The 26,549-nt window shown below is 64.0% G+C and carries 28 protein-coding genes; 16 read left to right on the top strand and 12 right to left on the bottom strand.

The genetic code is table 11. From position 1 onward, the window contains the following. The first annotated feature begins 147 nt into the window (after positions 1 to 147). The 3 genes from ACXAF3_RS07310 (at position 148) to ACXAF3_RS07300 (ending at position 2,794) form a co-directional block, all read left to right on the top strand. The gene (locus ACXAF3_RS07310; RefSeq protein ID WP_475111640.1) at positions 148 to 1,785 is read left to right on the top strand and encodes an AMP-binding protein; all 1,638 of its coding nucleotides are present in this window, start codon (positions 148 to 150) and stop codon (positions 1,783 to 1,785) included. Positions 1,786 to 1,994: 209 nt separating this feature from the next. Continuing rightward, positions 1,995 to 2,399 (top strand): YciI family protein, encoded by a 405-nt coding sequence (locus ACXAF3_RS07305; RefSeq protein ID WP_475111639.1) that lies wholly within the window; start codon positions 1,995 to 1,997, stop codon positions 2,397 to 2,399. Positions 2,400 to 2,431: 32 nt separating this feature from the next. Further along, positions 2,432 to 2,794, top strand: coding sequence for a DUF1428 domain-containing protein (locus ACXAF3_RS07300; RefSeq protein WP_475111638.1), 363 nt, complete (start codon positions 2,432 to 2,434; stop codon positions 2,792 to 2,794). Positions 2,795 to 2,920: 126 nt separating this feature from the next. Here ACXAF3_RS07300 and ACXAF3_RS07295 read toward each other — a convergent pair whose 3' ends face one another. Together ACXAF3_RS07295 and ACXAF3_RS07290 are read right to left on the bottom strand one after the other, a co-directional pair. Beyond that, on the bottom strand, positions 2,921 to 4,702 hold the full coding sequence (locus ACXAF3_RS07295) for a M28 family metallopeptidase (RefSeq protein WP_475111637.1): 1,782 nt from the start codon (positions 4,700 to 4,702) through the stop codon (positions 2,921 to 2,923). Between the two features lie 203 nt (positions 4,703 to 4,905). Further along, a complete protein-coding gene (locus ACXAF3_RS07290) occupies positions 4,906 to 6,027 on the bottom strand; it encodes a M14 family metallopeptidase (protein WP_475111636.1) in 1,122 nt (373 codons plus the stop codon). Positions 6,028 to 6,681: 654 nt separating this feature from the next. Between ACXAF3_RS07290 and ACXAF3_RS07285 the strand changes: the two genes are divergently transcribed. Together ACXAF3_RS07285 and ACXAF3_RS07280 are read left to right on the top strand one after the other, a co-directional pair. Then, positions 6,682 to 7,164 (top strand): hypothetical protein, encoded by a 483-nt coding sequence (locus ACXAF3_RS07285; protein ID WP_475111635.1) that lies wholly within the window; start codon positions 6,682 to 6,684, stop codon positions 7,162 to 7,164. A gap of 49 nt (positions 7,165 to 7,213) precedes the next feature. Next, on the top strand, positions 7,214 to 8,119 hold the full coding sequence (locus tag ACXAF3_RS07280; RefSeq protein WP_475111634.1) for a heme-dependent oxidative N-demethylase family protein: 906 nt from the start codon (positions 7,214 to 7,216) through the stop codon (positions 8,117 to 8,119). A 45-nt stretch (positions 8,120 to 8,164) separates the two neighbouring features. On the opposite strand, the gene ACXAF3_RS07275 is transcribed toward ACXAF3_RS07280, so the two are convergent. Next, positions 8,165 to 9,157 carry an AraC family transcriptional regulator gene (locus ACXAF3_RS07275; protein ID WP_475111633.1) on the bottom strand — a complete coding sequence of 331 codons (993 nt, stop codon included), beginning with the start codon at positions 9,155 to 9,157 and terminating at the stop codon, positions 8,165 to 8,167. 118 nt (positions 9,158 to 9,275) lie between these two features. Between ACXAF3_RS07275 and ACXAF3_RS07270 the strand changes: the two genes are divergently transcribed. The 4 genes from ACXAF3_RS07270 to ACXAF3_RS07255 are packed head-to-tail and all read left to right on the top strand — an operon-like array spanning position 9,276 to position 13,390. After that, complete coding sequence (locus ACXAF3_RS07270) at positions 9,276 to 10,631, top strand: flavin-containing monooxygenase (protein WP_475111632.1); 1,356 nt, start codon at positions 9,276 to 9,278, stop codon at positions 10,629 to 10,631. Next, entirely contained in the window at positions 10,631 to 11,581 is a 951-nt protein-coding gene (locus ACXAF3_RS07265; RefSeq protein ID WP_475111631.1) for a bile acid:sodium symporter family protein, read from the top strand. The genes ACXAF3_RS07270 and ACXAF3_RS07265 overlap by 1 nt, the downstream gene beginning before the upstream one ends. Before the next feature lie 19 nt (positions 11,582 to 11,600). After that, positions 11,601 to 12,563, top strand: a complete 963-nt coding sequence (locus tag ACXAF3_RS07260) for an SDR family oxidoreductase (protein ID WP_475111630.1) — start codon at positions 11,601 to 11,603, stop codon at positions 12,561 to 12,563. After that, positions 12,560 to 13,390: an SDR family NAD(P)-dependent oxidoreductase gene (locus ACXAF3_RS07255; RefSeq protein ID WP_475111629.1), complete on the top strand. Its 831-nt coding sequence runs from the start codon at positions 12,560 to 12,562 to the stop codon at positions 13,388 to 13,390. The genes ACXAF3_RS07260 and ACXAF3_RS07255 overlap by 4 nt, the downstream gene beginning before the upstream one ends. Positions 13,391 to 13,483: 93 nt before the next feature. On the opposite strand, the gene ACXAF3_RS07250 is transcribed toward ACXAF3_RS07255, so the two are convergent. From ACXAF3_RS07250 to ACXAF3_RS07235, 4 genes are all read right to left on the bottom strand, one after another. Next, positions 13,484 to 13,984, bottom strand: a complete 501-nt coding sequence (locus tag ACXAF3_RS07250) for a hypothetical protein (RefSeq protein WP_475111628.1) — start codon at positions 13,982 to 13,984, stop codon at positions 13,484 to 13,486. A gap of 7 nt (positions 13,985 to 13,991) precedes the next feature. Next, positions 13,992 to 14,534: an Hsp20/alpha crystallin family protein gene (locus ACXAF3_RS07245; protein WP_475111627.1), complete on the bottom strand. Its 543-nt coding sequence runs from the start codon at positions 14,532 to 14,534 to the stop codon at positions 13,992 to 13,994. Positions 14,535 to 14,611: 77 nt separating this feature from the next. Then, a complete protein-coding gene (locus ACXAF3_RS07240; RefSeq protein WP_475111626.1) occupies positions 14,612 to 15,100 on the bottom strand; it encodes an Hsp20 family protein in 489 nt (162 codons plus the stop codon). A 211-nt stretch (positions 15,101 to 15,311) separates the two neighbouring features. Continuing rightward, complete coding sequence (locus ACXAF3_RS07235; RefSeq protein ID WP_475111625.1) at positions 15,312 to 15,920, bottom strand: LysE family translocator; 609 nt, start codon at positions 15,918 to 15,920, stop codon at positions 15,312 to 15,314. 74 nt (positions 15,921 to 15,994) lie between these two features. On the opposite strand from ACXAF3_RS07235, the gene ACXAF3_RS07230 reads away from it, so the two are divergent. Both ACXAF3_RS07230 and ACXAF3_RS07225 read left to right on the top strand, forming a co-directional pair. Further along, positions 15,995 to 16,765, top strand: coding sequence for a TatD family hydrolase (locus tag ACXAF3_RS07230; protein ID WP_475111624.1), 771 nt, complete (start codon positions 15,995 to 15,997; stop codon positions 16,763 to 16,765). Beyond that, complete coding sequence (locus ACXAF3_RS07225) at positions 16,762 to 18,420, top strand: aminotransferase class V-fold PLP-dependent enzyme (protein WP_475111623.1); 1,659 nt, start codon at positions 16,762 to 16,764, stop codon at positions 18,418 to 18,420. Before ACXAF3_RS07230 ends, ACXAF3_RS07225 begins: the two co-directional genes overlap by 4 nt. Here the strand turns inward: ACXAF3_RS07225 and tcdA are convergent. The 4 genes from tcdA to ACXAF3_RS07205 form a co-directional block, all read right to left on the bottom strand. Then, a complete protein-coding gene (tcdA, locus tag ACXAF3_RS07220; RefSeq protein ID WP_475111622.1) occupies positions 18,417 to 19,223 on the bottom strand; it encodes a tRNA cyclic N6-threonylcarbamoyladenosine(37) synthase TcdA in 807 nt (268 codons plus the stop codon). The two genes, ACXAF3_RS07225 and tcdA, sit on opposite strands and share 4 nt — an antisense overlap. Next, positions 19,210 to 19,659 carry a thiol-disulfide oxidoreductase DCC family protein gene (locus ACXAF3_RS07215; protein WP_475111621.1) on the bottom strand — a complete coding sequence of 150 codons (450 nt, stop codon included), beginning with the start codon at positions 19,657 to 19,659 and terminating at the stop codon, positions 19,210 to 19,212. The genes tcdA and ACXAF3_RS07215 overlap by 14 nt, the downstream gene beginning before the upstream one ends. A 207-nt stretch (positions 19,660 to 19,866) precedes the next feature. Further along, entirely contained in the window at positions 19,867 to 20,331 is a 465-nt protein-coding gene (locus ACXAF3_RS07210) for an FKBP-type peptidyl-prolyl cis-trans isomerase (protein ID WP_475111620.1), read from the bottom strand. A gap of 146 nt (positions 20,332 to 20,477) precedes the next feature. Beyond that, positions 20,478 to 20,837: a hypothetical protein gene (locus ACXAF3_RS07205; protein WP_475111619.1), complete on the bottom strand. Its 360-nt coding sequence runs from the start codon at positions 20,835 to 20,837 to the stop codon at positions 20,478 to 20,480. Between the two features lie 309 nt (positions 20,838 to 21,146). Between ACXAF3_RS07205 and ACXAF3_RS07200 the strand changes: the two genes are divergently transcribed. The 5 genes from ACXAF3_RS07200 (at position 21,147) to ACXAF3_RS07180 (ending at position 25,773) form a co-directional block, all read left to right on the top strand. Further along, positions 21,147 to 21,569 (top strand): HIT family protein, encoded by a 423-nt coding sequence (locus ACXAF3_RS07200; protein ID WP_475111618.1) that lies wholly within the window; start codon positions 21,147 to 21,149, stop codon positions 21,567 to 21,569. A 133-nt stretch (positions 21,570 to 21,702) separates the two neighbouring features. Then, positions 21,703 to 22,494, top strand: coding sequence for a GIN domain-containing protein (locus tag ACXAF3_RS07195; RefSeq protein ID WP_475111617.1), 792 nt, complete (start codon positions 21,703 to 21,705; stop codon positions 22,492 to 22,494). 145 nt (positions 22,495 to 22,639) lie between these two features. Beyond that, positions 22,640 to 24,079: a YcjX family protein gene (locus ACXAF3_RS07190; RefSeq protein ID WP_475111616.1), complete on the top strand. Its 1,440-nt coding sequence runs from the start codon at positions 22,640 to 22,642 to the stop codon at positions 24,077 to 24,079. Between the two features lies 1 nt (position 24,080). Continuing rightward, a complete protein-coding gene (locus tag ACXAF3_RS07185; RefSeq protein WP_475111615.1) occupies positions 24,081 to 25,226 on the top strand; it encodes a TIGR01620 family protein in 1,146 nt (381 codons plus the stop codon). Between the two features lie 25 nt (positions 25,227 to 25,251). Then, entirely contained in the window at positions 25,252 to 25,773 is a 522-nt protein-coding gene (locus ACXAF3_RS07180; RefSeq protein ID WP_475111614.1) for a hypothetical protein, read from the top strand. Between the two features lie 62 nt (positions 25,774 to 25,835). Here the strand turns inward: ACXAF3_RS07180 and ACXAF3_RS07175 are convergent, their stop codons facing one another. After that, entirely contained in the window at positions 25,836 to 26,336 is a 501-nt protein-coding gene (locus ACXAF3_RS07175; RefSeq protein ID WP_475111613.1) for a hypothetical protein, read from the bottom strand. Positions 26,337 to 26,549: the final 213 nt, after the last annotated feature.

Here is a 26,549-nt window from a genome sequence, read left to right as displayed (position 1 = left end):
GAGGGAGTCATCCCGTCCTTTCCAGCCGGCAGAAAAGACTACAAACAATAAATAAATGTCCGCAATCCCCTGCTCATGGCGGAATTCGTCTATAAGAACGGAAGATGTGGACAAGCGACAACAACAATTAGGACTGGGAGAAGACAGTTGGACATCGATCGCAGCATTCTCGACGTATTCACAAGCGCCTGGACCAAATTCAGTGACCGGCCGGCCTTTACCTGCCTCGGACAGACGCTCTCCATCGGCGATATCGATAGGCTCAGCGCCAGATTCGCGTCCTACCTGCAGAACCACACCGATCTGGAGCCCGGCGACCGTATCGCGGTACAGCTGCCCAATGTCCTGCAATACCCGGTGGTCGTATTCGGCGCCCTGCGCGCCGGCCTGGTGGTGGTGAACACCAACCCGCTGTACACCCAGCGCGAACTCAAGCACCAGCTGAACGATTCCGGCGCCAAGGCGCTGGTGGTGCTGGCGAATATCGCCGACACCGCCTCCTCGGTCGTGCCCGAAACCGGCGTCAAGAAGGTGATAGTGACTGAGATCGCCGATCTGCACAGCCCGCTGAAGCGCACCCTGATCAACAGTGTCGCCAAATACATCAAGAAGATGGTGCCGGAGTTCTCCTTCGCCAACCAGGTGAATTTCCGCGACGCCATGGCCCTGGGCGCCAAGCAGCCCCACCGGGACGTGCAGCGCGCGCCGGAAGATATCGCGGTGCTGCAGTACACCGGCGGCACCACCGGCGTCGCCAAGGGGGCGATGCTGACCAACCGCAACCTGGTCGCCAATATGGAGCAGGTGCGCGAGGCGCTGGGCGATTCCATGAAGGAGGGCGAGGAGCTCTATGTGGCGCCGCTGCCGCTGTACCATATCTACGCCTTCACCATTCACTGCATGTGCCTCTTTGCCACCGGCAACCACTCGCTGCTGATACCGAATCCGCGCGATATCCCGGCCTTCGTGAAAACCCTGAAAGGCGTGCGTTTCACCGGTTTCTGCGGCCTGAACACCCTGTTCAACGGCCTGATGCGCAACCCGGAATTTGCCGAGCTGGATTTCAGCAAGCTGCACACCACCGCCTCCGGTGGTATGGCCCTGACCCGCGACACCGCCAAGCGCTGGGAGGAGATGACCGGCTGCGTGATCACCGAGGGCTACGGCATGACCGAGACCTCTCCGGTGGTGTCCTTCAACCCGGCCGACGCGGTGCAACTGGGTACCGTCGGCGTACCGGTACCGGGAACCGAGGTGAAGGTTATCGACGAAAACGGCAACGACCTGCCGAACAACTCCCCGGGCGAGCTCTGCGTGCGCGGCCCGCAGGTGATGAAGGGCTACTGGCAGCGCCCCGAGGCCACCGCGGAAACCCTGGACAGCGAGGGCTGGCTGCGCACCGGGGATATGGCCGTGATTCAGGACGACGGCTATATCAAGATCGTCGACCGCAAGAAAGACATGATCATCGTCTCCGGCTTCAACGTATATCCGAATGAAATCGAGGATGTGGTCAGCGCGCACGACAAGGTGGCCGAAGCCGCGGCTATCGGTGTGCCCGACGACAAGAGCGGCGAATCGGTGAAACTCTTCGTCGTAAAGGCGGATGCGTCCCTGACCGAGGAGGAGGTCATCGCCTTCTGTCGCGAGAATATGACCGCCTACAAGGTGCCGAAGCAGATCGAGTTCCGCGACGATCTGCCGAAGACCAATGTCGGCAAGATACTGCGCCGCGAACTGCGCGACGAGGAATTGAAGAAGATAGAGGCCGCCGTCAGCGCCTGATTTCTCTCCCGTCCCCATACATAGTGACTGAAAGCCCCGCCGGTAACGGCGGGGCTTTTTTGTTGCGCAATCGACGCTCGGGCGGGCTATAAAAAAAATTGTCTCAAAGCTGTCGAAAGGACCCGGTGTCTGCCGACCAGTAGGTAAGGCGGCCGGTCGCGGCTGAATTCAAGCGCCGAAATAGTTCATTTGTGAAAAGGGGTGCCGATATGCGCTTTATGATGTTGATGATTCCCAAGGGCTACGAGAAGGCTGACCCCGGTGCCATGCCGGACGCCAAGGCGGTAGAGGCGATGATGAAGTACAACGCGGAGCTGCAGGAGGCCGGCGTGCTGGTCAGCCTGGAGGGGCTGCATCCGCTGTCCGCCGGCGCGCGGGTGTCCTTTTCCGGCGGCAGAGCGACGGTGACCGACGGCGCTTGTGTGGAAACCAACGAGGTGCTGGGCGGATTTTGGATGATCGACGTCGCGTCCAAGGAGGAGGCGATCGAGTGGGCCAAGCGCTGCCCGGCATCGGACAACGAGATTATCGAGCTGCGCCAGGTGCAGGAGTTCGACGACTTCCCCGAGGACGTGCAGGAGGCCGCCGCCGAGTTCAAAGCGATGCAATCCTGACGAATCCCCGAACACCGAAGAGGAGATTGACGATGGCGCGTTATGTGGACGGCTTTGTACTGCCGCTACCGAAGAAAAATCTGGAGGCCTACCGCAAGATGGCGCAGCGGGCCGGTGAGGTGTGGAAGGAGCACGGTGCGCTGGAATATATCGAATGTGTCGCCGATGATGTCAAAGCGGGGGAGGTGACTTCCTTTCCACAGAGCGTAAAGCTCGAGGAGGGGGAAATCGTGGTCTTTGCGTGGATTGTCTACGAGTCCCGTGAGAAGCGGGATGCAATCAATGAGAAGGTCATGAAGGATCCGCGCCTCGCGGACATGATGGATCCCCAAAAGCTGCCGTTCGACGGCAAGCGGATGTTCTGGGGCGGTTTCGAAACCCTGGTGGCCCTGTGAAAGGAAATGCGGGGAAGGCGGTAAGCCTGCCTTCACCGTAGTGGTTTGGGAGCGCCGAGCGGCGGCCCGGCAAAGCGGGCCGTTGGCCCGCTCGGGCGAACACCGGGTTCGCCCCTACCATTGCGTCTACTTCCGGGCTTCGGCGCTGGCGTCGCGGATCGCGCGGAATTCATTGCCCTGATACCAGTTCGGCCAGTCGCGGCTGTTGGCCAGTTCCAGACCCAGCTGCAGGCCCAGCAACAGGTCCATGGCCGCGCCTTTCAGGTTCCACTCGGGATCGTACTCGTCGGCGGGCTTGTGGTAGACGTGGGCGTTGTATTCCTCGCCCTTCTTCTTGGCCCACTCGCGCCCGTGTTCAAAGCTGTCGCTGCCGGAGTCGAAGTACAGCATCGGCACGCCCTTCTTCGCCAGGCTGAAGTGGTCCGAGCGGTAGAAGTAGCCGCGCTCCGGGTGATCCTCCGGTGCCAGGTAGCGGCCCTGTTTCTCGGCCGCCTTCTCCAGCAGTTTTTCCAGCTCGCTGTTGCCGTAGCCGACCACGATCACATCGCGCATCGGGCCGAGCACGCCCATGGCGTCGAAGTTGATGCCGGCGACGGTCTTCTCCAGCGGCACTACCGGGTTTTCCGCGTAGTACTTGGAGCCGAGCAGTCCGGATTCCTCCGCGGTCACCGCGACGAACACCAGTGAGCGGTCCGGGCGTTGCGGCATCTGCGCAGCCTGGCGCGCGATGGCCAGCAGGCCGGCGGTACCGGTGGCATTGTCCACGGCGCCATTGAAGATCTGGTCCTCGCCCTCGGCGTTCGGGTTGACCCCGAGGTGATCCCAGTGCGCGGTGTAGATGATCGCCTCGTCCGGGTACTTCCTGCCGGGCAGCTTGGCCACCACGTTGCGGGAATTGGAGCTGCGCAGCGTGTTTTTCAGCTCGACGCTGGCGGTCAGGCCCAGGGACTTGGGCTTGAAGCCGCGGGTCTTGGCCGCCTGCATTTCTTTCGCCAGGTCCAGACCGGCGGCCTCGAACACCTCGCGCGCCGCATCGTTGGTGATCCAGGCTTCCACCGCGACGCGGTCTGCGTTCTTGTCTTCTGCGGCCAGGCTGATCTGGGCGCCGGACCAGCTGCCGCTGACCACCTCCCACGGATAGCCGGCGGCGCCGGTTTCGTGAATGATGATGGCGCCGGCCGCGCCCTGGCGGGCGGCTTCCTCGAACTTGTAGCTCCAGCGGCCGTAGTAGGTCATGGCGTTGCCGTTAAACAGCGCCTTGTCCTGAGTGGCGTAGCCGGGGTCGTTGACCAGGATCACTGCGGTCTTGCCCGCCATGTCCAGGCCCGCGTAGTCGTTCCAGTCGTTTTCCGGCGCGACTATGCCGTAGCCGACGAATACCAGCTCGCTGTCTTCCAGTGCGGCGGATTCCGTCTGGCGCTGGGTGAAGGCCACCATGTCGGTGAGCGGCTGCAGCCTCTTGTCGAAGTTCTCGCCTTTGATTTCCAGCGGTGTGGTCTCTATCTGCATTTCCACCACCGGCACCTGCTGGAACCAGCTGGGCTTGCCGTCGGCGTCCAGTGCGCCCGGCTCCAGGCCGGCGGCCTTGAACTGCTCCGCCAGGTAATTGACGGTCAGCTCCTCGCCCTTGGTGGCGGGCGCGCGGCCTTCGAATTCATCGGAGGCCAGCACTTTTACATGCTTGTGCAGGTCCGCGGCCATGGCGTCCACCTGGGCCTGTTCCGTTTCGCTCAATTGCGGTTTGGCGGGCGTCGCGCTGTCCTGTTGCTGTGCCTGCTGTTCGGTTTGGGCCGCAGGCCCGGCGGCATTTTCCTGTTCGGGGGTGGCGTTTTTTTCACCGCACGCGGTCAGGGCGCCGCTGACGGCAACCGCCAGACCCAGGCGGCGCCAGAGAGAGGGAATACGCATAGATTCTTCCTGTGGCTCTTATTCTGAAACGTTAAATTAACAAAAAGCGCGACAGCCGCCGAAGCATTCTGTGCTGAATATTACGTCTGCCGCAGTAATTTTTGTTGTTGCATCGCTTCTCGGGGGAGCTTCGCGACCGCGATCCGGGCAGGGAAATTGCCTCTGTTGATCGCGGTCACGGGCCGCACACGCGGGCGATATTGTCAGAGGAGTTTCAGCGTCTCGCGAATCGGGAAGAGGATATCCCGCGCCAGTTGCTGGCAGCGCGCCGGGGACCAGCCCTCGATAGGATCCGGCAGATTGTCGTTGTCCTTGAACGGCATCTCCAGGGTCAGCGCCAGGGTGCGGAACTGGTGGCCGCACCAGTTGGTGCCGATGGTCATATTGGCCTCGCCGGGCTTGTCCAGGTCGTAGCCGCGCTCGGTCTGGAAGTCCGGGCTGACCGCCGCGAAGGCGCGTTTGAAGGTCTCCTCCAGCTTGGCGTGGCGCTCGTCGTAGCCGGGAATACCTTCGCAGGCGGCGACAAAGTTGTAGGGCAGGGCCTCATCGCCGTGGATATCGAGGAAGATATCGCCGCCAACCGCCAGCATCTTCTCCCGCACCAGGTAGACCTCCGGGCTCTTCTCCATGCTCGGGTTCAGCCACTCGCGGTTCAGGTTGGCGCCGGCGGCGTTGGTGCGCAGGTGGCCGCGCACGCTGCCGTCCGGGTTCATGTTCGGCACTATGTAGAAGACGGTGTCGGCGAGCAGACTCTGGGCCGCCGGATTGGCGTCGTCGAGCAGGGCTTCCAGAAATCCCTCCACAAACCACTCCGCCATGGTTTCCCCCGGGTGCTGGCGCGCGATCATCCACACCCGGTGCTTGGCGGCCTCGGCATCGCCCACGGTCAACAGGGTCATATCGCGGCCGTCGAGGGTTTTGCCGAGGGATTCGAGCTGTACGCGGTCGTTGCTCTGTGCCCAGGCCAGCAGATCCAGGTGGCGCTCCCAGGAGAAGGGCGCGAAGTAGGCCAGGTAGATGCTGGGCTGATCCAGTTCCACGGTGAAGTCCAGGGTCTTGCCGTCGTACTCGGCGCCGATACGGAACCAGTTCTGGCGGTCGTAGGAGGCGCAGACGCGGTAGTTCTCCCAGCCTTCGGGATAGGCGGCCTTGCCGGCGTTGACGATGCGCAGGGGGTAGCTCTCGCCCACTTCGCCCTCCAGGCGGAAGTGGAACCACTGGTAGAAATCGGAATTGTTGTCCTGGCGGATCGCCAGTTCCACCGGGCGGCTGTCGGCGTTGACGACTTCGATATTGCCGCTGTCAAAGGCGCTGGTGATATACATGAGTGGACTCCAGTTGTTTATTCAGTTTTAGCCGGCTGTTGCAAAACGATTTTCAGCGGCCGGCGGGCGTTGGCAGTGGTTGGCGCCGAGCGGGGGTGGTTGCGTATGCCGGTGCGCGCAACGCAAGCTCCGACCGTCAGCCTCTCACTCGATGGCGGGCAGGATACAGCGGATGGAATAAGATTTCAGTCCGGGCCCGGGGAAACCGGCAGACAATAAAAAAGCACGGTATCGATTCCGATACCGTGCTTTAGCCGTTCCCTGGCGGCACCTGCTGCGACTACTGCTCCCTGAAATTTCCGGTGTCCGACCCCTGGCGACTGCTCACTGCCCGGCCCGATCACAAGTGCGAAACCGCGCACCTTCAGAAATTGCGTACATCTCCCTTACAACTCGCAACTGGTGCTGATCAAAGTTTAGGCAGTGGGGGTGGGCTTGTGGGAAGTCTCCGCGGCGATTGGCGCAGCATTGGTTAACTTTTGACCTGTGGCGCCCGAGTCCGCCGGGAAAGCGCTCGGGCGGGGATTCCGGCTTTGCGACCCGTGCCACAGTTGCGACAACTGGCGCCACTTCCGGCGCGCTGGTGGATTCGGTAAGCTAACCGACCTGCTGTGGGGCCATCCCGCCGGTTCGAGCCTTTGGAAGAGATCGATTATGAAAAGAAGCGTTAAACGCGGCGTCGCCGCCAGTTGCCTGTTGGTGATGGCGATGAATCTGAGCGCCTGTGGCTATTTCCTGTATCCGGAGCGCAAGGGGCAGGCCGGCGGCCGGGTGGATCCGGTTGTCGTGATCCTCGATGGGGCCGCCCTGCTGTTCGGCATACTGCCTGGTATAGTGGCCTTTGCCGTCGACTTCACCAACGGCACCATTTACCTGCCGCCGGGCGGCTCCTCCGCGATCGATCGCCATGTGAGCGGTATCGACAGCGACAAGGCGCTGAAGGTGATCGACCAGCAGGGCCAGGTCTGGCTGCAGCTGCCAATCGACAGCCTGGCCGCCGAGGGCGACGATCTGCAGCAGCTGAGCGCGGCGCTGTCCAACGCGACCGGCCGCCAGGTCGCGGTGCAGGACATCGTCTGGCTGGAGGATCTGGCCGCACTGCGCGCGGCCACGGCCGAGCAGACCGCGGCGCGCTAAGACGCCTCCTGCGGGCGCGGCCCCGGCCGCGCCTGTGAGAATATCCCAGATGGCCGCCACTATCCCGGACTCCGGGCGCCGCTACGCACAGGAGGGCGGCGCGATGATCCTGCCATTTCTGCAATCGGCGGAGATGGTGCATATGGGCCTGCAGCGCCTGGAGCCCCATTGCTGGATTCAGCCCTGCGCCAGGCTGCCAAACTACTTTCACAACAAATTGCGCGCACGCCGCCAGCTCGGCGACCGGGTTTTCGCGCAACTGCCGCGCTCCGTTGAGGCGCAGCGGGAGCTGCATCATCTGCTGTTGCGGCACCTGCGCCGACACCACCGGGCCTATTTTGCCGACGCCAGCCGCCTGCACTGGCGGGTCCCTGGCGCCTCCCTGTGCTGGCCGCTGGCGGACGCTGGCGAACCCCTGTGGCATGCGAGCCTGTGGGTGGCCGACGACCTGTGCCTGCTGCAACCGGGGGCGCACGGCTACGAACTCACGGCCGCGTCGCTGGCGGCACCCAGCTACTGGCGCCTGGAGGAAAAGATCGGCCGCCCGCTGGATGCGATTCACGGCCCGGTGCCCGGTTTCCGCGACAAGCTTTCATCGCGGGTGGCGCGTTTCTTCGACCACCTGCTGCCGGACTATCCGGTGTGGCGCAGCAACTGGACGGTGGTCAATTCCGCCGAGCTGATGCAGCGCGGCGCGTCCGCGGCTGTGGACGACAGCCTCTATCTGCGCGTCGAGCGCCAGTCGCTGCGGCGCCTGCCGCAAACCGGCGCGGTCGCCTTTACCATTCGGGTGATGATCAACCCGCTGCGGGATCTGCTGCCGCTGCCGGGCGCCGTCGGTGCCCTGCGCCGCGCGCTCGAGCGCCTGTCGCCGGAGGAGGCGAAATACAAATCCCTGGCGCCGCTGCTGCCGGCCCTGCGCCGATTCCTGCGCGAGGCTGCACCTGTCGGTTGAGGGTACCGTCGCCGCTTTCCGGTCGGGGCGGTTTTCGCCCGCCGCTCAACATTCCCCTTTCTTGTACGCCTTGGGCGATGCTCCGGTCCAGCGCCGGAAGGCTTTGCCGAAGGCGCTCTCGTCGCAGTAGCCGAGGGCGGCGGCTATCTCCGCGTTGTTCATGTCCCCGTCGCGCAGCCAGCGGCGCGCGTACTGGCTGCGCACCTCGTCCTGGATCGCACGGAAGCTGGCGTTCTCCTCCCTCAGTTTGCGCCCCAGGTGGCGGGGGCTGACACACAGGCGGCTGGCCACCTGTTCGCGGGTCAGCTGCGGCTCGTGCTGAAGCAGGTGGGTGACCTGGAGCTGCAGGCTTTTGTTGGACAGGGCGCGCAGCAGGGCGTCCGCCTCCGGTTTCAGGCGCGCCATCACCTGCCGGTCGGCCGCCACCAGCGGTATTTCCAGGTCCTGGGGGCGGAAGCGGATGGCGGAGACCGGCGCGTTGAATTGCACCGGAGTCTGCAGCAGCTGCTGATATTGCTGCTGTAGCGCCAGTGAGGGGGTCGGGTAGGCGAGTAGCAGACTCTGGGCGCGGAAGGGCTGGCTGCTCATCGCGCGCGCCTGCGCCAGGCAGGCGGACAGGACCGTCTCCACGCGCAACTGGGCGCAGCGCAGGTAGTTGGGTTGGTAGCAGAGGTCGACGTGGTGGGCGCCGCGGCGCAGTTCGAACTGGCCGCCTTCGCCCACCAGCGGGTGGTAGATCAGCAGCTGTTCTATGGCGGCGCCGATGGTCTTCTGGGTCATCAGCAGATAGCCGACCAGTCCCATCTGGCTGCTGTGCATGGCGCGGCCCAGCTTCACCCCCAGCAGCGGATCGGGATGGGCCTCCGCCAGCGCCAGCCACAGCTGTTCCTGCACGCCCATCGGGACTCGCTGCTTGTCGTCTATCCCGGACAATATACGCGCGGCGCTCTCCGGCATGGAGAGCCCCAGGCTGTTCAGGGCTGCCGCAATAGCTCGTGTGTAACTGAGGGTGACGCTTCTACAGTCTGCGGGTTTCACTATCTCTGTCCGCAATTAACCAATGAGCGCCCGATTATGACGATCCGCTGTGTTCTTGTCACGGTATATTGCTTTCAAAGGGACAGAGCGCGGCGAAGCAGCCGGCGGGAGAATAACAATGAAACCCTATGCGGTAATCGGTGCGGGTCCGATGGGCCTGTGTACAGTGCGCAACCTGTGCAAATACGGCATCCCCTGTGTCGGCTTCGAGATCCACAGTGATGTGGGCGGTCTCTGGGACATCGACAGCCCGACCAGCACCATGTACGAGTCGGCACATCTGATCTCGTCAAAGAAAATGACCGAGTTCGCGGAGTTTCCGATGCCGGACCATGTGGCGCAGTTTCCGCATCACAGCGAACTGCGCGATTACTTCCGCGCCTACGCGAAACAGTTCGGTCTGTACGAGCGCTACGAGTTCAATACCGAGGTGGTGCGCTGTGAGCGCGATGGCGGCGACTGGCGCATTACCACCCGCGTCGTCAGCGGGGAGGGGGCGGGGCGGGAACAGACGCGCACCTTCGGCGGTCTGCTGATTGCGAACGGCACGCTGCACCACCCGAATCTGCCGCAGCTGCCGGGCGAATTCGCCGGCGAGCTGCTGCACTCCGCGGACTACCGGGACCCGGCCATCTTCGATGGCAAGCGGGTACTGCTGGTGGGCTGCGGCAACAGCGGGGCGGATATCGCCGTGGATGCGGTGCACAGGGCCGCGAGCGTCGATATCAGCCTGCGCCGCGGCTACTATTTCCTGCCCAAGTTTATCGGCGGCAGGCCCACCGACGCCGTGGGTGGCCGGATCAAACTGCCACGCTTTATCCAGCAGCGCGTCAGTGCGGCGCTGAGCCGGTTTATACTCGGCCGCCCCAGCCAGTACGGCCTGCCGGAGCCGGACTACAGGATGTTCGAATCCCACCCGGTGATCAACTCGCTGATACTGCACCATATCGGCCACGGTGATATCCGGCCGCGGGGGGATATCGCGGCCATCGACGGCAACACCGTGACTTTCAAGGACGGCCGCAGCGGCGATTACGATATGCTGCTGCTCGCCACCGGCTACAAGCTGCACTATCCGTTTATCGACACCGGGCACCTGAACTGGGTCGGCTATGCGCCGCGCCTGTACCTGAACGTTTTCCACCCGGAGTACGACAACCTCTTCCTGATGGGGATGGTCGAGGCCGCCGGTCTCGGCTGGGAGGGGCGCAACAAGCAGGCGGAGCTGGTGGCGTTGTATATCCGCCAGCTCTCCCTGGGCGCCGAGTCCGCGCGCCGTTTCCAGGCCATCAAGCGCGAGCGCGCGGCGCGGCGCGCGGACGGCGGTATGCGCTATCTGCAGCTCGAGCGCATGGCCTACTATGTGCACAAGGACACCTACCTGAAGGCACTGCGCGGTCACACTGCGGACTTGCGGCGTGATCTGGCACCGCGGGATACTGCCGCTTTGACCCAAAGCGCGGGAGCAGCCTAGTGGAAAGCAACCTGCCGGAGTCGGTGGCACACAGTTTCCAGATGTCGCCGGCGGCGCTGCTGGCGCTGAACGCGATTCTGGCGCTGATGATGTTCGGCGTGTCCCTGGGGCTGCGCCCGGCGGACTTCGCCGCAGTGCTGCGTCGACCGCTGGCGCCGGTCACGGGGCTGGTGGCCCAGTTTCTGTTGCTGCCCGCCGCAACCGGCCTGGTGACCTGGTGGCTGCAGATCGATGCGGGCCTGGCGCTGGGCATGATTCTCGTCTCCTGCTGCCCCGGCGGCACCTTCTCCAATGTGATGACCTGGATAGGCCGGGCCAGTGTGGCCACTTCGGTCAGTATGACCGCGGTGTCGAGCCTTATCGCGGTGGTGATGACACCGTTCAACTTTGCCCTCTACGGCGGCCTGAACCCCTATACGCGGGAACTGTTGCAGGCGATAGCACTGCCGGCGGAAAACATGGTTCTGCTGGTAGTGCTGGTGCTGGCGCTGCCGATGGTCGCGGGCATGACGGTGGGGGCGCGTTTTGCGGAATTCGCCCGGCGCAGCGAGCCCTTCTTCCGCAGCGGATCGCTGCTGGTGTTCCTGCTGTTTGTGGCTGTCTCCCTGAGCAAACACTGGCACACGGCGCTGCAGGTCGCCGGTGCCGTTCTGCTGCTGGTCGTCGCACACAATGCACTGGCGTTTGCGATCGGCCATTGCAGCGGCCGTCTGATGCGCCTGCCGCTGGCGGAGCGCCGCGCGGTCACCATGGAAGTGGGGATTCAGAATTCCGGCCTGGCGCTGGCCATTCTGTTTACCTTTTATCCGTCCGCCGGGGAAATGCTCGTCGTGGCGGGCTTCTGGGGTGTCTGGCATCTGGTGGCAGGCCTCGGCCTGGCCGGTTACTGGAATTTTCGCGAGCAAAAATGGGGGCTGCGAGGCGCTCTGCCGCGAAGTCAGCAGTCCTGACAATAGCAAGACGATAGCGATGACAAAGAAACGGGTATTGATTACCGGCGCGGCCGGATACGTCGGGCACCAGCTGGGGGAACTGCTGGCGAGGGAAATGCCTGTAGTGGGGGTGGATATCCGCCCGCGGCCGGCGGCCTTTCCGATATTTGCGATGGATATCTGTGACCCGGCCCTGGGAGAACTGCTGCGCGCCGAATCCATCACGCACCTGGTGCACCTCGCCTCGGTGGTCGCCGCGAGTCGCGACCGCGAGGCGGAATACCGCATCGATGTCCTGGGCACCGAGAACGTGCTCAAGGCCTGTATCTACGCGGGGGTCGAACATATCACCGTCACCAGCAGCGGCGCCGCCTACGGCTACCACGCCGACAATCCCGAGTGGCTGGAGGAACACCACCCGCTGCGCGGCAACCGGGAGTTTGGCTATTCCGACAACAAGCGCCTGGTGGAGGAGATGCTGGCCGCCTATCGCAAGCAGTACCCGCGCCTGCAACAGCTGATCTTCCGACCCTGTTCCGTAGTCGGCGCCACCACCAGTAACAAGATTGCCGGACTGTTTTCCGGCAGGGCGATACTGGATCCGGGCGGTCACAATTCGCCCTTTGTGTTTATCTGGGACCGGGACGTGGTGCGCGCCATCCAGTTCGGCCTGCAGCGCAATGCCAGCGGCATCTACAATCTGGCCGGCGACGGCGCCCTCACGCCGGAGCAGATAGCGCGCCGGCTGGGTAAGCCGTTGCGCAGGCCGCCGGTGTGGCTGGTCAAGCTGCTGCTGGGGATCGGCTACGCGCTGCGCCTGAGCGACAGGCATCCCAGGCAGGTGATGTTTCTGCAATACCGGCCGGTGCTGCTGAACCGCCGCCTTAAGGAAGAGCTGGGATTCGTGCCGGAGAAGACTTCCGCCGAAGCTTTTGACTACTTCGCGCGCGAAGCCCTCGGTATCGAACCGGAAGCGGAAGCCGCGGAGAGCACGGCGTGAACGGTGGGGACAAGGTATACGTGGTCACCGGCGCCGCCGGTGGCCTCGGTTGGGCCATAGTCGAGGCGTTGGCTGCCGCGCGCCCGGGGCGTTTCGCCCTGGTGGATATTTCCGCGCGGGCCCTGGACGAACGGGTCCGGCGGCTGCGCGGGCTCGGCATTGAGGCCGAGGCCTTCGCCGCCGACCTGTCCTGCGAACAGGAGGTCGCGGCGCTGGCCGGGCAGCTGCGGCGGCGCTACCCGCGTGTGGATCTGCTGGTGAACAACGCCGGCATCACACACCGCAGCTTGTCCACGCAGACCAGCAGCGCCGTGATCCGCCGAGTGATGGCGGTGGACTACCACGCGCCGGTGGAGCTGACTCAGGGACTGCTGGCGCCACTGCGCGCCGCCTCCGGCTGCGTGGTCAATATCAGCTCCATGGCCGGCTGGATGCCGGTGCTGGGGCGCGCCGGCTACTGTGCGGCCAAGAGCGCGCTGCACCAGTATTTCGAGACCTTCCGCGAGGAGGTGCGCGATGAGGGCATCCGGGTGTTGATGGTCTACCCGAGTTTCGTCGCCACCAATATCGAGGCCAATGCATTGGCGGGAGACGGCGGCCGCGCGGCGCATAAACAGAGCACTATCGGCCGGGTGCGCAGTGCCGACTGGATGGCCGGTAGAATCGTCACCGCGCTGGAGCGGGGCCAAGAGCGCCTGTTTCCGCGCGACAGGACCCTGTTCGGCGCCTACCTGTACCGGTTCTTCCCGCGCCTGTTTATGCGGCAGATGGTGAAAAGTTTCCGCGTCGAGCTGGAGCTTGCCCGCGGCGGCCAACCGCCGCTCTGAGTGGGCGAAATGCGGGGAGATGATCGACCGAAAGCATAAAAAAACCCTCCGGTGGGGGGCGCCGGAGGGTGGCAAAGTAAATGCCGGTGCGGCTTAGAAAGCCGCGCTGGCTTCGGGGTTCAGAGCGGTAAAGTGACGATAGGAGTCGTCGATATTCCAGGTCAGGTAGGCCGGTTGCGGTTCGGCGCCGCCATTGGCCTCGAAACGCATACCCTGGACCCGGTCGCCGACGGCGGCCTCAATGGTGTAGCTGCCCGCCGGCACGTCGAGCAGGAATACCGGGCCGTCGCTGACGGTGTTCAACACCAGGTTGCCGTGGGAATCCCTGACCTTGATCTGCCCGCCGCCGAGCAGGTGGCCGGAATCCGTACTCAGCACCACTTTGATATCGAATCCCCGGGCGATGCGTTCCAGGGCGCGCCGCTCGTCTATACCGACGCCGCCGGACACATAGCGCAGCTCGCCGCTGTACTGGATTTCCGGTGCCGGCATCGCCACGGCCGGTGCGGACAACAGGCAGAACAAAAAGGAAATAGCGCGGCAGATTTCCATATTGACCTCCGGAATACTCCTCTGTGATTCATTGCTTTCCATCTGTGGATCAGGCGACCTTGCGGATATCGATCACCCTGCCGCGGGACTTTGGCAGCGCCCTGCGCGGCAGGGTGATAGTCAGCACGCCGTTTCTGAAGCGGGCGTCTATCTTGTCCCGGTCGGCATCCTCCGGCAGAGACAAGACGCGCTGGAAGGCGCCGTAGCGGCGCTCTATACGATAGAAATCCGCATCCCGGCTCTCCGACTGCAATTTCTTCTCACCGCGAATGGTGAGGGTGTTGTCCACGAGCTCCAGATGGAGGTTGTCTTCGTCGACACCCGGCGCCTCGACGGTGATGCTGTAGGCGGCATCCGTCGCTGAAATATCGACCTCCGGTCTCAACAGCGGGCTGCGGCCGGCCAGCGGTGTGTCGGTACCCAAGGTGCGCAGTACCCGGTCGAAAAAGCGGTCCAGTTCCTCGTGCAGCTGCGCCAGCGGCGCCTGCGGAAATTGGGACTGCGACTCCCCGCGGCTCACGGGCAGGTTGCCGCTGTGCGAATTCTCCTCGTCCTTGAACCAGTTCCAGGGGGCAATTTTTTTGATATCCACAATGACCTCCAACAATGATTTCTGCAGTTGACATGCCAGTGTGAAAAGAGCGGGTCACGGAAGGCCTACATGGTGCTTCAGCCCGCTTTCACGCCTCCCTCCGATTCCAGCGCCTTGACGGTCTGCACTGTGTCGTCGGCGGCAGTTCTGATCGGGATGCGGCGCGGCTTGGCCTCCTCGGGGATTTCGCGCACCAGGCGAATACTGAGCAGGCCGTCGCGGATATTCGCACCGGTTACCCGCATATGGTCTGCGAGGCGGAAGCTGCGCTCGAAGGTGCGGGTGGCGATACCGCGGTGCAGGTACTCCACGCCGTCGCGCGCCTTTTCCTCCAGGCGACCCTTGATGGTGAGCTGGTCGTTCTGCACGGTGACGCTGAGGTTTTCCTGTTGGAAACCGGCCACGGCCATGGTGATGAGGTAGTCGTCCTCGCCGTGTTTTTCGATATTGTACGGGGGGTAGCCGCCCGTGCTTTCGTCGCTGTTGAGTACCGATTCAAACAGTTCGCTGAAGCGGTCGAAGCCGACGGAATTGCGCAGCAGTGGCGTGAGGGAGAGTGCGTTCACGATTGCCTCCTTCTTCAATAAGCAAGGTAACAACAATGAATTGACACTTGCGGCGCCGCGCACCGGCGTCCGCTGTGAGCGCCCGATCGGGCCGCTCACGATTTCTGATATGGGAAATGCGGAAAAGAATTCAAGGGGGAGAAAAGGGCAAACTCGTCGAAATCCATGCCGCCGAAGCGCCCCGCCCATTGCGGGACAATTGCCGCGGACGCTATCCGGCGGCACCGCGCTCGAGCAGCATCGGCAACACGCTCGCGGCCAGCAGCACACCCATGGTGATATTGAAGCGGCGCAGGTGTCTGGGCTCGGTCAGCAGGCGTTTCAGGCCCACGCCGAACATCAGCCAGATGAGGATGCAGGGGCCGCCGACGGCGATAAATGTCAGCGCGATACGCGCTATGTCGCTCCACATTTCGCCGCTGGGGCCGGTGAAGGCGGCCAGGGCACCCACGGCCATGATCCAGCCCTTGGGATTCACCCACTGGAAGGCGACCGCCTGCAGGAAGGTAAACGGCCGGCTGTTATCGGCGCTGCCCATCTCGCGCGTGCGGGCGATGATCCACGCCAGGTAGAGCAGATAGGCGATACCCGCCCAGCGGATCACTTCGTGCAACAGCGGAAAACGGCTGAACAGTGTGCCGAGCCCCAGGCCTATGGCGACTATCATTGCCGGAAAGCCGAGGCAGATACCCAGCAGGTGTGGGATCGAGCGCTGCACCCCGTAGTTCAGACCGGACGACATTATCATCAGGTTGTTGGGGCCGGGGGTGATGCTGGTGGAGAAGGTAAACAATATCAAAGGAATCAGGGTTTCTAACACTGGTACCTCGGGACCGGCAAAACGGAGGGAGGGTGTGATCGTGATAAGATGCGGGCAAATGCGGGGATACACAAGTGCGATTTTTTGACAGCCACTGCCATTTCGATTTCGATGCCTTCGATGCCGACCGCGAGCAGGTCTGGCGGCAGTGCCGCGAGGCCGGGGTGGAAGGCATGATCATTCCCGGCGTCTGCAAGGCGCGCTGGCCCGCGCTGTTTGCGCTGGTGGAAAAAGAGCCCGCCTGGCACGCGGCGGTGGGGCTCCACCCCTGGTGGGTGGCCGAATCGGAAACGGAGCCGGCGCAGTTGCAGCGGGATATCGCCGAGCAGCTGCAGGCCGGGCCCTGCGTGGCCATCGGCGAGTGCGGCCTGGACGGGGCCATAGTCACCCCGCTGGAAGAGCAGGAGCCCTGTTTCCGCGCGCAACTGGAATTGGCCTGTGAGCTGGAATTGCCGCTGATCGTGCACGCCTGCCGCTGCCACGGCGATATGCTGCGTCTGCTGAAGGCGTACCGGCCCCCGCGCGGCGGAGTGATCCACGCCTTCAGTGGCAGCGAGGAGATAGCGCGGGAGTATATCGGGCTCGGCTTCTCTCTGGGCGCCGGCGGCACCATCACCTACGAGCGCGCGGCGAAGACGCGACGCGCCTTCGCCGCCGTGCCGCTGGAGTCGCTGTTACTGGAGTCGGATGCGCCGGATATGCCCATTTGCGGCCGGCAGGGCGCGCGCAACAGCCCCGCCTATCTGCCGCAAATTGCCGCGGCGCTGGCGGACCTGCGCGGTATCTCCGTGGAGCAGGTGGCCGCGCAAACCCGCCGCAACGCCGAGACACTGTTTTCCCTATGAGTTTTTCCGCAGACGCTTTCAAACGGCAGTTTCCGCTATTTGCCCAGGCGGAGAACCGGCGGCTCGTCTATCTGGACAACGCCGCCACCACGCAAAAGCCACAGCCGGTGATAGACGCGATCGCCGATTTCTATCTGCACAGCAACGCCAACACCCACAGATCCAGCCATCGGCTGGCGCGCCGTGCGACGGCGATGATCGAGCGGGTGCGCGGGCAGGCCGCGGCTTTCGTAAACGCCGCCAGTCCGCGCGAGATCGTCTTCTGCCGCGGCGCCACCGAGGCGCTGAACCTGCTGGCCAACAGCCTGTGCAGCGCGCTGAGCCCCGGCGATGAGATTGTGCTTTCCACCGCCGAGCACCACGCCAATCTGGTGCCCTGGCAGATGATGGCGCAGCGCTATCAGCTGACCCTGCGCTATGTACCGCACATGGCGGGCATTCCCCAGTTCGACCGGCTCGGCGAAGTGCTGAGTGGACGCACGCGCATCGTCTCTCTGACCGGCGGCTCCAATGCCCTGGGGGTGCGCCCGGATCTCGAGGCCATCGCGGAGCAGCTGCGCGGCTATCAATCGCAGGGGCTGCGCTGGATAGTCGACGGCGCCCAGCTGGCGGCCCACGAGCCCCTGGACGTGCGGGGTATCGGCTGCGATTTCTTCGTCTGCTCGGCACACAAGTTCTACGGTCCCAGCGGCATAGGCCTGCTGTACGGCCGCGAGGCGCTGTTGCAGGCCATGCCGCCCTGGCAGGGCGGTGGCGAGATGATCGCCGAGGTGGACCTGTACCGGAGTCGCTACGCGGATCTGCCCCACAAGTTCGAGGCGGGAACTTCGCCTCTGGCGGCGATCGCCGGCCTCGGCGCGGCGCTGGAATTTCTCGCGGTCCAGGACCGCGCCGGCATGGCCGCTCACGAACAGCAGCTGATGGCGCAGCTGCACCGGGAGCTGGCGGCAATGCCGGGGCTGCGCCTTGTCAGCCAGCCGCAGCACAACCTGGGTATCGTCGCTTTCGCGCCGGCGAGCGGCAGCGCCGCGGACCTGATGCACTGGCTGGACGAGCGCGATATCGCGGTGCGGGTTGGCCACCACTGCGCCCAGCCACTGATCCGCGCCGCCGGCGAAACGGCCACGGTGCGCGCTTCGCTGGCCGGCTACAACACGCGCGAGGATGTGGTGCAGTTTGTGCAGGCGCTGAGGGAATACGCCGAACTGGCGGAGATGCCGGCCGCCGCGCCGTCGCCGGTCAGCGGGTGGAGCGGCGACGATCTGTCCGCACTGCAGCTGGAGCGGCTGGCCGCCCAGCGCAATTGGCAGGACCGCTACCGCGAGCTGATGCGCTGGAGCAAGTCGATCTCCCCCAAGCCCGCCATCCGCCGCCCGGAAAACCGGGTGCGCGGCTGTGAGTCGGAGGCCTGGCTGGCGCACCGGGAGGAGGGCGGCAGGCACTTTTTTGCCCTGGACAGCGACAGTCGCGTGGTCAAGGGGCTCGGCGCCCTGCTGCTGTCACAGATCGATGGCAGGACTGCAGACGAGATAGCTGAACGGGAACTCCAGAAACTGTTTGCCGAACTGGGGCTGGAAAAACACCTGAGCCAGTCCCGCAGCAACGGTTTCCACGCGCTGTTGCGGCGGGCACTCGATTGCGTCTGCTTAGATTAAATTCGGCGTTTGCTCTGTAGCAGGCGCTCTATACCGCGGGAGGCGGCCGCGAAACCGAAAGTGCCGGTCACCATGGTGGCGGCGCCGAAGCCGCCGCTGCAGTCCAGCTTCACGCCGTCACGCATCGCGCTCTTCTGCTGGCATACCTGGCCATCCGGCTGCGGGTAGACCATCGGCTCCGTGGAGTAAATGGCGTCCACGCCAAACTGGCGTTTGCGTGACTTCTGGAAGTTGTGGAAGCGGTACAGGTGCTGGCGCACCTTGGCCAGCATCGGGTCGTTGACGGTGCGCCCCAGATCGGCGCAGCCGATCCGGCCCGGATCCCGCTTGCCGCCGGCGGAGCCGACGGTGACCAGGCGCAGCTTGCGCGCCTTGCAGTAGGCGATCAGCGCCGCCTTGACCCGCGCCGAGTCCATGGCGTCGATCACTATGTCGATGGGGCGCTTTTCCGGGGCCAGCAGTTCGGCGAAATTGTCCGCGGCGATAAACTCCTCTTCGGTATACACGCGTATTTCCGGGTTTATCTGCCGCAGCCGTTCGGCCATGACATCGACCTTGATCTGCCCGATGGTACCGGCCAGCGCGTGGCTCTGGCGGTTGGTGTTGGTGATACAGACGTCGTCCAGATCGATCAGTGTCATCTGCCCCACACCACTCCTGGCCAGCGCCTCTGCCGTCCAGCTGCCCACGCCGCCGATGCCGATCACGACAAAATGGGCGCCGTGCAGCAGTTCCAGGGCGTCGTTGCCGTAGAGGCGGGCTATGCCGCCGAAGCGTTGCAGGTACTGATCAGTCAGCATCAATTTCTTCCCAAGACTCTTCCAAAAAACGCTGTCGTTCGGCGGCATCCGGCAGTCTGCAGGCCCGCCGCCGGCCGAAAAGCCGGTAGCGGTTGCGGGCCACGGCGTCGTAGACCCGGTCGCGCAGGGGCCGCGGTATATGGCGCAACAGGGAGGACAGTCGGCGCCAGGGACCGGGCAGCTGCGCGGCGATGCGCAGTACCGCCCCGCTGCGGTGGTAATCCCGGTAGCCGCCGCCCGGGGCGCGCTCGAGCAGGATCATCGTCTCGCAGGTATCCGGCGGAAGTCCCAGGTGCGCCAACAGCTGCTGGCCGGCCGGGGATTGTACACGGCAGAGGGTAAAAAGGGCGTCTCTGTCCCGCTTCAGCACGAAGCGGCTCCAGCCGTTGCAGAGGTTGCACAGGCTGTCGAAGAGGATGATCTTGTCGGGTGGTGCCATTGTCGCCCGGGTGTCTCGGATATCGCGCGGCCACGGGCCGGATAGCGCAGAGTGTAGATACCTCGGCTCGCGCCTGCCGGCGCAGCCGGCCATCTGAGCGCCGTCGGCGGCTCCGGTTTTCGGTCTATCGAACTGGAGGAGAAAATGCGCGAAGATCGGGGAAATATCGGCAAAATGGGGCAGCCGGTCGGCTGCCCCGGGAAGGGATCAGTGCACGTGGCCGTGGTCTATCTCTTCCGCTGTCGCTTCGCGCACGGAGACCACTTCGATATCGAAGTGCAGTTCCACGCCCGCCAGCGGGTGGTTGCCGTTGATGGTGACGTCGTCGCCGTCGATATCGATGATCTCCACCTGGATCGGGTGGCCCTCGGTGCTCTGGGCGTGGAACGCCATGCCCACTTCCAACTGGTCCACGCCGCCGAAGGCGCTGCGCGGCAGTGTCTGGATCAGCTCCGGGTTCTGCGGGCCGTAGCCCTCCTCCGGCTGGATCACGGCGCTGAACTTGTCGCCGACGGACTTTTCCAGCATCTCCTTTTCCAGGCCGGGAATGATGTTGCCCACACCCTGCAGGTACTTGAGCGGCTCACCGCCGGCGGAAGAATCGATGACCGTGCCGTCGGCGTCTTTCAGGGTGTAGTGCATTTCCACTACGGAGTGGTTGGAAATTTTCATGGATACTCTCTGGAAAAAGGAAAGTGAGTGAAATAGCGCTTACCGGATGCGCTAGCAAACGGGGGGTTAAGGCCGTGAGGTGCCCATTGTATTGAGCGACCTCGCGCGCCGCAACCGGGGCGGCTGCGGCGCTATTCAGGGGTTCCCTAGCAGGCGATGGACAGATCCTGTTCGCAGTCGCTGTAGAGGTTGCCGGCGGTCTCCACCAGGCGGCTGCTCAGCTGCCAGGAGAAGCCGAGCTCCAGCAGGCGCGCCTCCAGATACTCCAGCAGCGCTTCGAACAGGGCCGGGTTGAGCCCCCGGGCGAGGAAGCTGGCGCGGCTGCTGCGAATCGGTTCGGGTTGGGCGGACAGGGCGTGATTGAGAAACAGGGCCTGGCGGCTCTGCTGTTTCTGGTGGTCACAGGCTTCCATAGCGGACAGATGACGGCCGATGGCGTGGAAGAATTCGCCGACCGTGCGGTTGACGAATTGACTGCCGCCGACCTGGTCTAACAGGCTGTTCATATCTCTTCCCCCCGGCGAGAAATCGCCGCTGATTGACTCTATCGTCCCGTGGAACCGCTGGAATTTTGGGGCGAGGGGTGGGACCTGCCCAGGCTCTGTGGCGGTACCTCTGTAATTGGGGGTCGAGCCTAAGGCATAAGTTCGGCGCTGCCAACGCGGTTTAAAAAAATTGTCATCTTGTTCGACGGGTTGTTTTTCGGTGTCGCGGGGCGGTTTGTGCCGGCCTGCGCCGCGCCGTGGGCTGCGCTTTTTTGCGAAGCTGTTAGACTCCCGGGTCGAACAGGAATCCATACACATTCGAGGCTAGCTATGGCGAGTATTTTTACCAAGATCATCGGGGGCGAACTGCCGGGACACTTTGTCTGGCGCGACGACAAGGCCGTGGCCATTATGACCATCGCTCCGATCAAGCCGGGGCACTGTCTGGTCATTCCGGTACAGGAGGTGGATCACTGGGACGATGTGCCGGCAGACCTGGCCGCGCACCTGATGCAGGTGGCGCAGAAGGTGGCCAAGGGCCTGAAAGCGGTGTATTCGCCCAGGCGGGTCGGGGTTATGATCGCCGGGCTGGAGGTCCCCCACACCCACCTGCACCTGATTCCGGTGGATGCGCTGGCCGATTTCGACTTCTCGCTGCAACAGCCGGCTGAATCCGACCAGTTGGCCGCCGAGGCGAAGAAGATCCGCGCCGCGCTGGTCGATATGGGCTGCCCGGAGGCGGATTGCGCTTGACACAGATCGGGGACTGGCACGGCCGCCTTCGAGCGAAGATGTCGGTGCCGAAAAAAGTCGCCGGCGGTGCATCCAAATGGCCGCCGCGGCCCGTCTACTGGAATAACGGTAACTGAATCGAGAGGAAGCCCACGTGAAAAACACCTTGTTCGCCCCACTGGTGGCGCTGATGCTGGCCGCCGCGTTCAGCGCTGTGGCCAGCGCCGGGGAAACCACCAGCAAACGGTTCGATGTATCGGGGTTTACCCGCATTGCGCTCAAAGGCAGCTCCCACCTACAGGTGGTCCAGGGCGAGGGCTTCGAGGTGGTGGCCAGCGGACCGGAGGAAGCCATGAGCTACGCCAAGGCCGAGGTGCACGGCGACACGCTGGAGCTCTCGGTGGAGGACGTCAAGAAAAGCTGGTTCGGGGTGGTCACGGTCAGTTCCGACCTGGAAGTCGAGTACAGAGTCACGCTGCCGAAGGTGGAGGCGATCAAGGTCACCGGCTCCGGTGAGGCGCGTGCCGTTACGCTGGAGAGTGAACAGCTGGAACTCCGCGTGACCGGCTCCGGAAGCATTCGCGTTGACAAGGTGGCGGCGGAATCGCTGACGACCACCGTGACAGGTTCCGGTGACCTTCTGATCGGCACCGCCCTGGCCGTGGACGGCCGGGCCGCGATTACCGGTTCCGGCGACCTGCGCCTGGACAACTTCGCCGGCGAAAGCCTGGCCGCCGATATCAAGGGCTCCGGCGATATGGTGGTCGGCGGTCGCGTTGCGGATGTGAAAATCCACGTGATGGGCTCGGGGGACTTCGTCGGCCGCAAGCTGCGCGCGGACAGCGCAAGCGGCTCTGTGATGGGGTCCGGCGACATAGTGATTCGCCGCCCGGCCAGGGAGTCTTTCTCGGTCATGGGCTCCGGGGATATCGCGCTGGTGGACTGATAGCGCGCTGGAGTTGCGAGCGCGCCGACCGCGAGGCCGGCGCGCTTTTTTATGTTCCCGGCGGGTGAACTGTTATCCTTCTCCGGAATGATTGTCCCCGCATCGACGCAGATTGGGTTGATAACCCGACGACACGGAATGGCAGATGAGTGAGAGCGGCTCCAAGGCGGATTCAGGGCGCGGCCGGCGCGTGAGAGAAAGGCTGCGCCAGTGGCGCCGCGAGGCGCGTGACAAGTCCCACTGGGCCGCGGAGCGGTTGCTCGACCGGCGTATCTGTGTCGGTATTACCGGGCTCAGCGGCGCCGGAAAATCGACCCTGTTGACCAGTCTTATCTACCAGCTCAGCCATCCGCACAAGGCGCAGCTGCCGGGCTTCGCGCCGGCGCTGAACGGCGACCTGCTCGGCGCCGAACTGAAGCCGGCGGTGGATTCCGGCCTGCCACCTTTCGATTACGAACAGTGCCTCGCGGCGCTGATGTCGCAGCCGCCGCGCTGGCCCGAGAGCACCCGCGAGGTGTCGGCGCTGGAGCTGCATATCCACCTGCGCCGCCGGCGCCGGCTGGCGGGCCCCGACACCAAGACGCTGATCGTGGAACTGCGCGACTATCCCGGTGAGTGGCTGATGGACCTGCCGCTGCTGCAGATGGACTACCGCGACTGGTGCCGCCACCAGACCCATATCATCGGCGCCGATGCCCGCGCCGGCCTGGCGCCGCAACTGATGTCGCAACTGGCCGCACTGGAGCCGGGCGCCACCGCCGACCCCGCGCGCCTGGACGCCCTCTGGCGCGACTACCGCCAGTTCCTGCTCGATTGCCGCAGCCAGCGCAAACTGAGCTACCTGCAGCCGGGCAGGGCGCTGCTCGACGGTGAAAACTACGGCCTGTTGCCGCTGCTGGACCTGCGCGGACAAACCGCGGAGCAGCTGGCGGCAATGCCGGCGGACAGCAACTACCGGTTACTGGCGCGGCGCTACGACGACTATGTTCGCCGACAGGTGGCCCCCTTCGTCGAGAGCCATTTCCGCCACCTGGACCGCCAACTGGTGCTGGTGGACATGATCGGCACCCTGTTCGCCGGCGAGCAGGCCCTCGAGGATATGCGCCTGGCGTTCGGGCATATCGCCGACACCTTCCGCTACGGTCCGACCGGCCTGCTGCGCAAACTGTGGCGCCCGCGGGTCGACCGGCTGCTGTTTGCCGCCACCAAGGTGGATCAGGTCCTGGCCGCGGATCACGACGCGCTGCGCCAGCTGCTGGGGCAGCAGTTGCAGCAGGCCTTCAGCGCTGCGCGCCACCGCGGCCTGCCGCTCTTTTGCGAGGCCATAGCGGCGGTGCGCTGCTCCAATGAGACGCTGCGCAACGGTCGCCGCATTCTGACCGGGCACGATCTGGAGGGGCGCTATCTCGGCTTCGAGAACGCGGAGATTTTCGCCCACTTGCCGAGGGAGGGGGAGGACTGGCGACACTACGCCGGCGCCGCGCCGCCGCAGCTGCGCCCGCCGGCGGGCATGGTGGAGGGGCAGTGTATTCCGCATATCCGCGTCGATGCGCTGCTCAACCTGTTGCTGGGAGACAAGGTCTAGTATGAAACGGGACACCACGAACGGCGGTAAGCAGCACGAGAGGCGGCAGACCCGCATCGAGCCCCTCGACGAGCCGGAAGCAGCACCCACACACAGGGATACTACCCGCGTCGAGACATTGAGCGGTGAGGGCGGCGACATGCCGCGCTCGATCACCACCGGGGAGTCCCTGCCGGACAGAATTTCCTTCGCCGAGCTGCGCCTGCCGCTGTTCCGCCTGCGTTTGTGGAAGCCGGCGCTGCTGGCGGCGCTGGGCCTTGCCGGCGGGGCCGTGGCCTGGGAGTTGCGCCAGCTGTATACCTGGGCGGCGGACAAACACTGGAGTCTGGGGCTGCTCGCCGGCGTTATCATCGCCGCGTTTTGTGCGACGATCGCCAGCGCGGTATGGGAGTATTTCCGCGCCGGGCGCCCGCTGCGCAAGCTGCAGGAGACCCAGGAGCTGGCGCTGGAGCTGCGCGACTGCCGCAGCCACGAGGAGGCGCTGCCTTTCCGGCGGCAATTACAGGAGCATTTCTCCGGCAAGCCGCAGGGGGTGTTGCTGAGCAGGGTGCTCGACGAGACGCCGGACTACTACGACAGCAGCGAGCTGTTGCAGCACCTCGAGGTCTCCTTCCTGGACGCGCTCGACCAGGAGGCGATGCGGCGCATAGTGCGTCACGCCACGACCACCGGCGCGCTGGTCGGTCTCAGCCCGTTTGCCTCTGTCGACGTGCTGGTGGCTCTGCGCCAGTCCCTGCGTATGATTGACGACGTGGCGCAGATCTACGGTGTGCGCCCGTCGGTGGTGGTCCGCTGGCGCCTGTTCAAGAAGGTGCTGGCACTGGTTGCCTACAGCGGTGCCAGCGAATACGCGGTGAGCGAACTCTGGCCCGACCTGGTCGGAGACAGCATGCTCAGTAGCCTGTCTGCGCGTCTGGGGCAGGGGATGGGTGCGAGCCTGTTTATGGCGCGCATCGGGCTGGCCTCGATGCAGAGCTGCAGGCCCATCCCCTTCGCCGAAAAGCGGCGGCCGCGCCTGGGCGCGCTGACGCGGCGAATCGCCAGCAGTCTCAGAGAGCGTATGCTCGGCGATAGGTCTGCGGCCGGGATAGATACCGGCGCGCCGATCGGATCGGGCCGCGACGGGGCCGCGCAAAAAAGAGAATAACGATCGCTACAGGATGGGAAAAACAATGCTGGGAAAGCTGAAAGCGGCTGCTCTGACACTGTGCTGCGCCTGGACGGGCGTTGCCTTTGCAGAAGTGCTGAGTAAGTCCCCGGGTGAATTCACTATCAAGCTGGAGCAGGAACTGGCCGGCGACAGCGAACATATCTATCGCGGTCTCGCCAACCTGCCGCAGTGGTGGAAGCCGGCGCACAGCTATTCCGGCGCGGCCGAAAACCTGTCGCTGGAACTGCGTGCAGGGGGATGTTTCTGTGAGGAGTGGGAGCAGGGCTCGGTGGAGCACCTGCGGGTGATCTACGCATTGCCCAACCGCGAAGTGCGCCTGTCCGGCGGGCTGGGACCGCTGCAGAGTATGCCGGTGAGCGGTCTGATGCAGTGGCGGATTGTTCCCCAGGGGGACAAGTCCCTGCTGACATGGGAGTACCGTGTGTGGGGGCCCAGTGCGAACCAGCTGGACGCGATCGCCGAGCCTGTCAACAGCGTGCTGGCGGAGCAGTTCCGCGCGCTGCGGGAGTATTTACAGAAATAAAACCGAGATCAACGGGATTCCCGGCGGCGGGTGCTGGCCCGCTGTCGGGAATCCCCGCCCCACTACTGGAACTGTTTCTTCATCAGCATGCGCGTGTGGTGCTGGTCCACCAGTTTCGCCAGGGTCTCATAGCGGCGCTTGATAAAGGGGGCTGGGTTATTGTTACCGGTATCGTCCGGATATTCGACACCTTCGCGGACATGCTGAAGCTCTTTGGCCAGCGCATCGATCGCGGCGAAGATATCCCGGGTGGTCTTGTCGCTGTAAAAGACGTGGCCGGCCCCGGTGTCGAGCAGGTAGTCGTTGCACTCGTTGAGCCAGGCGGAGCGCTGCTCGAGAAAGTGGATGGTGTTGCGGATGCCACCCTTGTACTCGAGGCTAAAATGCTCGTTGACGTACTTGCCCAGACTGCGCATGCCCGAGTCGACAAACTGCTCCACGACACTGTCACAGTATTCCTGAGTCAGATACGAGGGATGGGTTTTGGCGTTGCTCGCTCCGCTGGCAAGCAGCAGACAGAGCAGCCACAGGGATTGCCGGATAGTTGTCGGAAGGGAGTCCATTTTTCTTGCCTACTGTTTTGTTGTTTTGCTAAAGGCTGTTTGTTGTTTTCGGGAGTGGCTTAGTGTTTTCGATAAATGACCACTTTTGTGATAATCATCACATGAATATCGAAAGCTCAAGCGCATGTCAACGACAAGCGCGGGAAAATTGTCATTATTGTACCAAATGTATTTTAGCGCACTGACAGTTTCTCTAGATTGTCCGAAACGCAT

This window comes from Microbulbifer sp. ABF4_143 (assembly GCF_056160225.1).
Note: the sequence above shows the minus strand (reverse complement) of the source record. Positions and strands in the feature narration are given on the sequence as shown.

Coding starts and splice junctions, on each gene's coding strand:
- ACXAF3_RS07270 (WP_475111632.1), top strand. CDS start 9,276: ATGAAACCCTATGCGGTAATCGGTGCGGGTCCGATGGGCCTGTGTACA.
- ACXAF3_RS07295 (WP_475111637.1), bottom strand. CDS start 4,702: ATGCGTATTCCCTCTCTCTGGCGCCGCCTGGGTCTGGCGGTTGCCGTC.
- ACXAF3_RS07250 (WP_475111628.1), bottom strand. CDS start 13,984: ATGGAAAGCAATGAATCACAGAGGAGTATTCCGGAGGTCAATATGGAA.
- ACXAF3_RS07200 (WP_475111618.1), top strand. CDS start 21,147: ATGGCGAGTATTTTTACCAAGATCATCGGGGGCGAACTGCCGGGACAC.
- ACXAF3_RS07180 (WP_475111614.1), top strand. CDS start 25,252: ATGCTGGGAAAGCTGAAAGCGGCTGCTCTGACACTGTGCTGCGCCTGG.
- ACXAF3_RS07285 (WP_475111635.1), top strand. CDS start 6,682: ATGAAAAGAAGCGTTAAACGCGGCGTCGCCGCCAGTTGCCTGTTGGTG.
- ACXAF3_RS07175 (WP_475111613.1), bottom strand. CDS start 26,336: ATGGACTCCCTTCCGACAACTATCCGGCAATCCCTGTGGCTGCTCTGT.
- ACXAF3_RS07185 (WP_475111615.1), top strand. CDS start 24,081: ATGAAACGGGACACCACGAACGGCGGTAAGCAGCACGAGAGGCGGCAG.
- ACXAF3_RS07300 (WP_475111638.1), top strand. CDS start 2,432: ATGGCGCGTTATGTGGACGGCTTTGTACTGCCGCTACCGAAGAAAAAT.
- ACXAF3_RS07205 (WP_475111619.1), bottom strand. CDS start 20,837: ATGAACAGCCTGTTAGACCAGGTCGGCGGCAGTCAATTCGTCAACCGC.
- ACXAF3_RS07190 (WP_475111616.1), top strand. CDS start 22,640: ATGAGTGAGAGCGGCTCCAAGGCGGATTCAGGGCGCGGCCGGCGCGTG.
- ACXAF3_RS07305 (WP_475111639.1), top strand. CDS start 1,995: ATGCGCTTTATGATGTTGATGATTCCCAAGGGCTACGAGAAGGCTGAC.
- ACXAF3_RS07225 (WP_475111623.1), top strand. CDS start 16,762: ATGAGTTTTTCCGCAGACGCTTTCAAACGGCAGTTTCCGCTATTTGCC.
- ACXAF3_RS07280 (WP_475111634.1), top strand. CDS start 7,214: ATGGCCGCCACTATCCCGGACTCCGGGCGCCGCTACGCACAGGAGGGC.
- ACXAF3_RS07290 (WP_475111636.1), bottom strand. CDS start 6,027: ATGTATATCACCAGCGCCTTTGACAGCGGCAATATCGAAGTCGTCAAC.
- ACXAF3_RS07210 (WP_475111620.1), bottom strand. CDS start 20,331: ATGAAAATTTCCAACCACTCCGTAGTGGAAATGCACTACACCCTGAAA.
- ACXAF3_RS07260 (WP_475111630.1), top strand. CDS start 11,601: ATGACAAAGAAACGGGTATTGATTACCGGCGCGGCCGGATACGTCGGG.
- ACXAF3_RS07215 (WP_475111621.1), bottom strand. CDS start 19,659: ATGGCACCACCCGACAAGATCATCCTCTTCGACAGCCTGTGCAACCTC.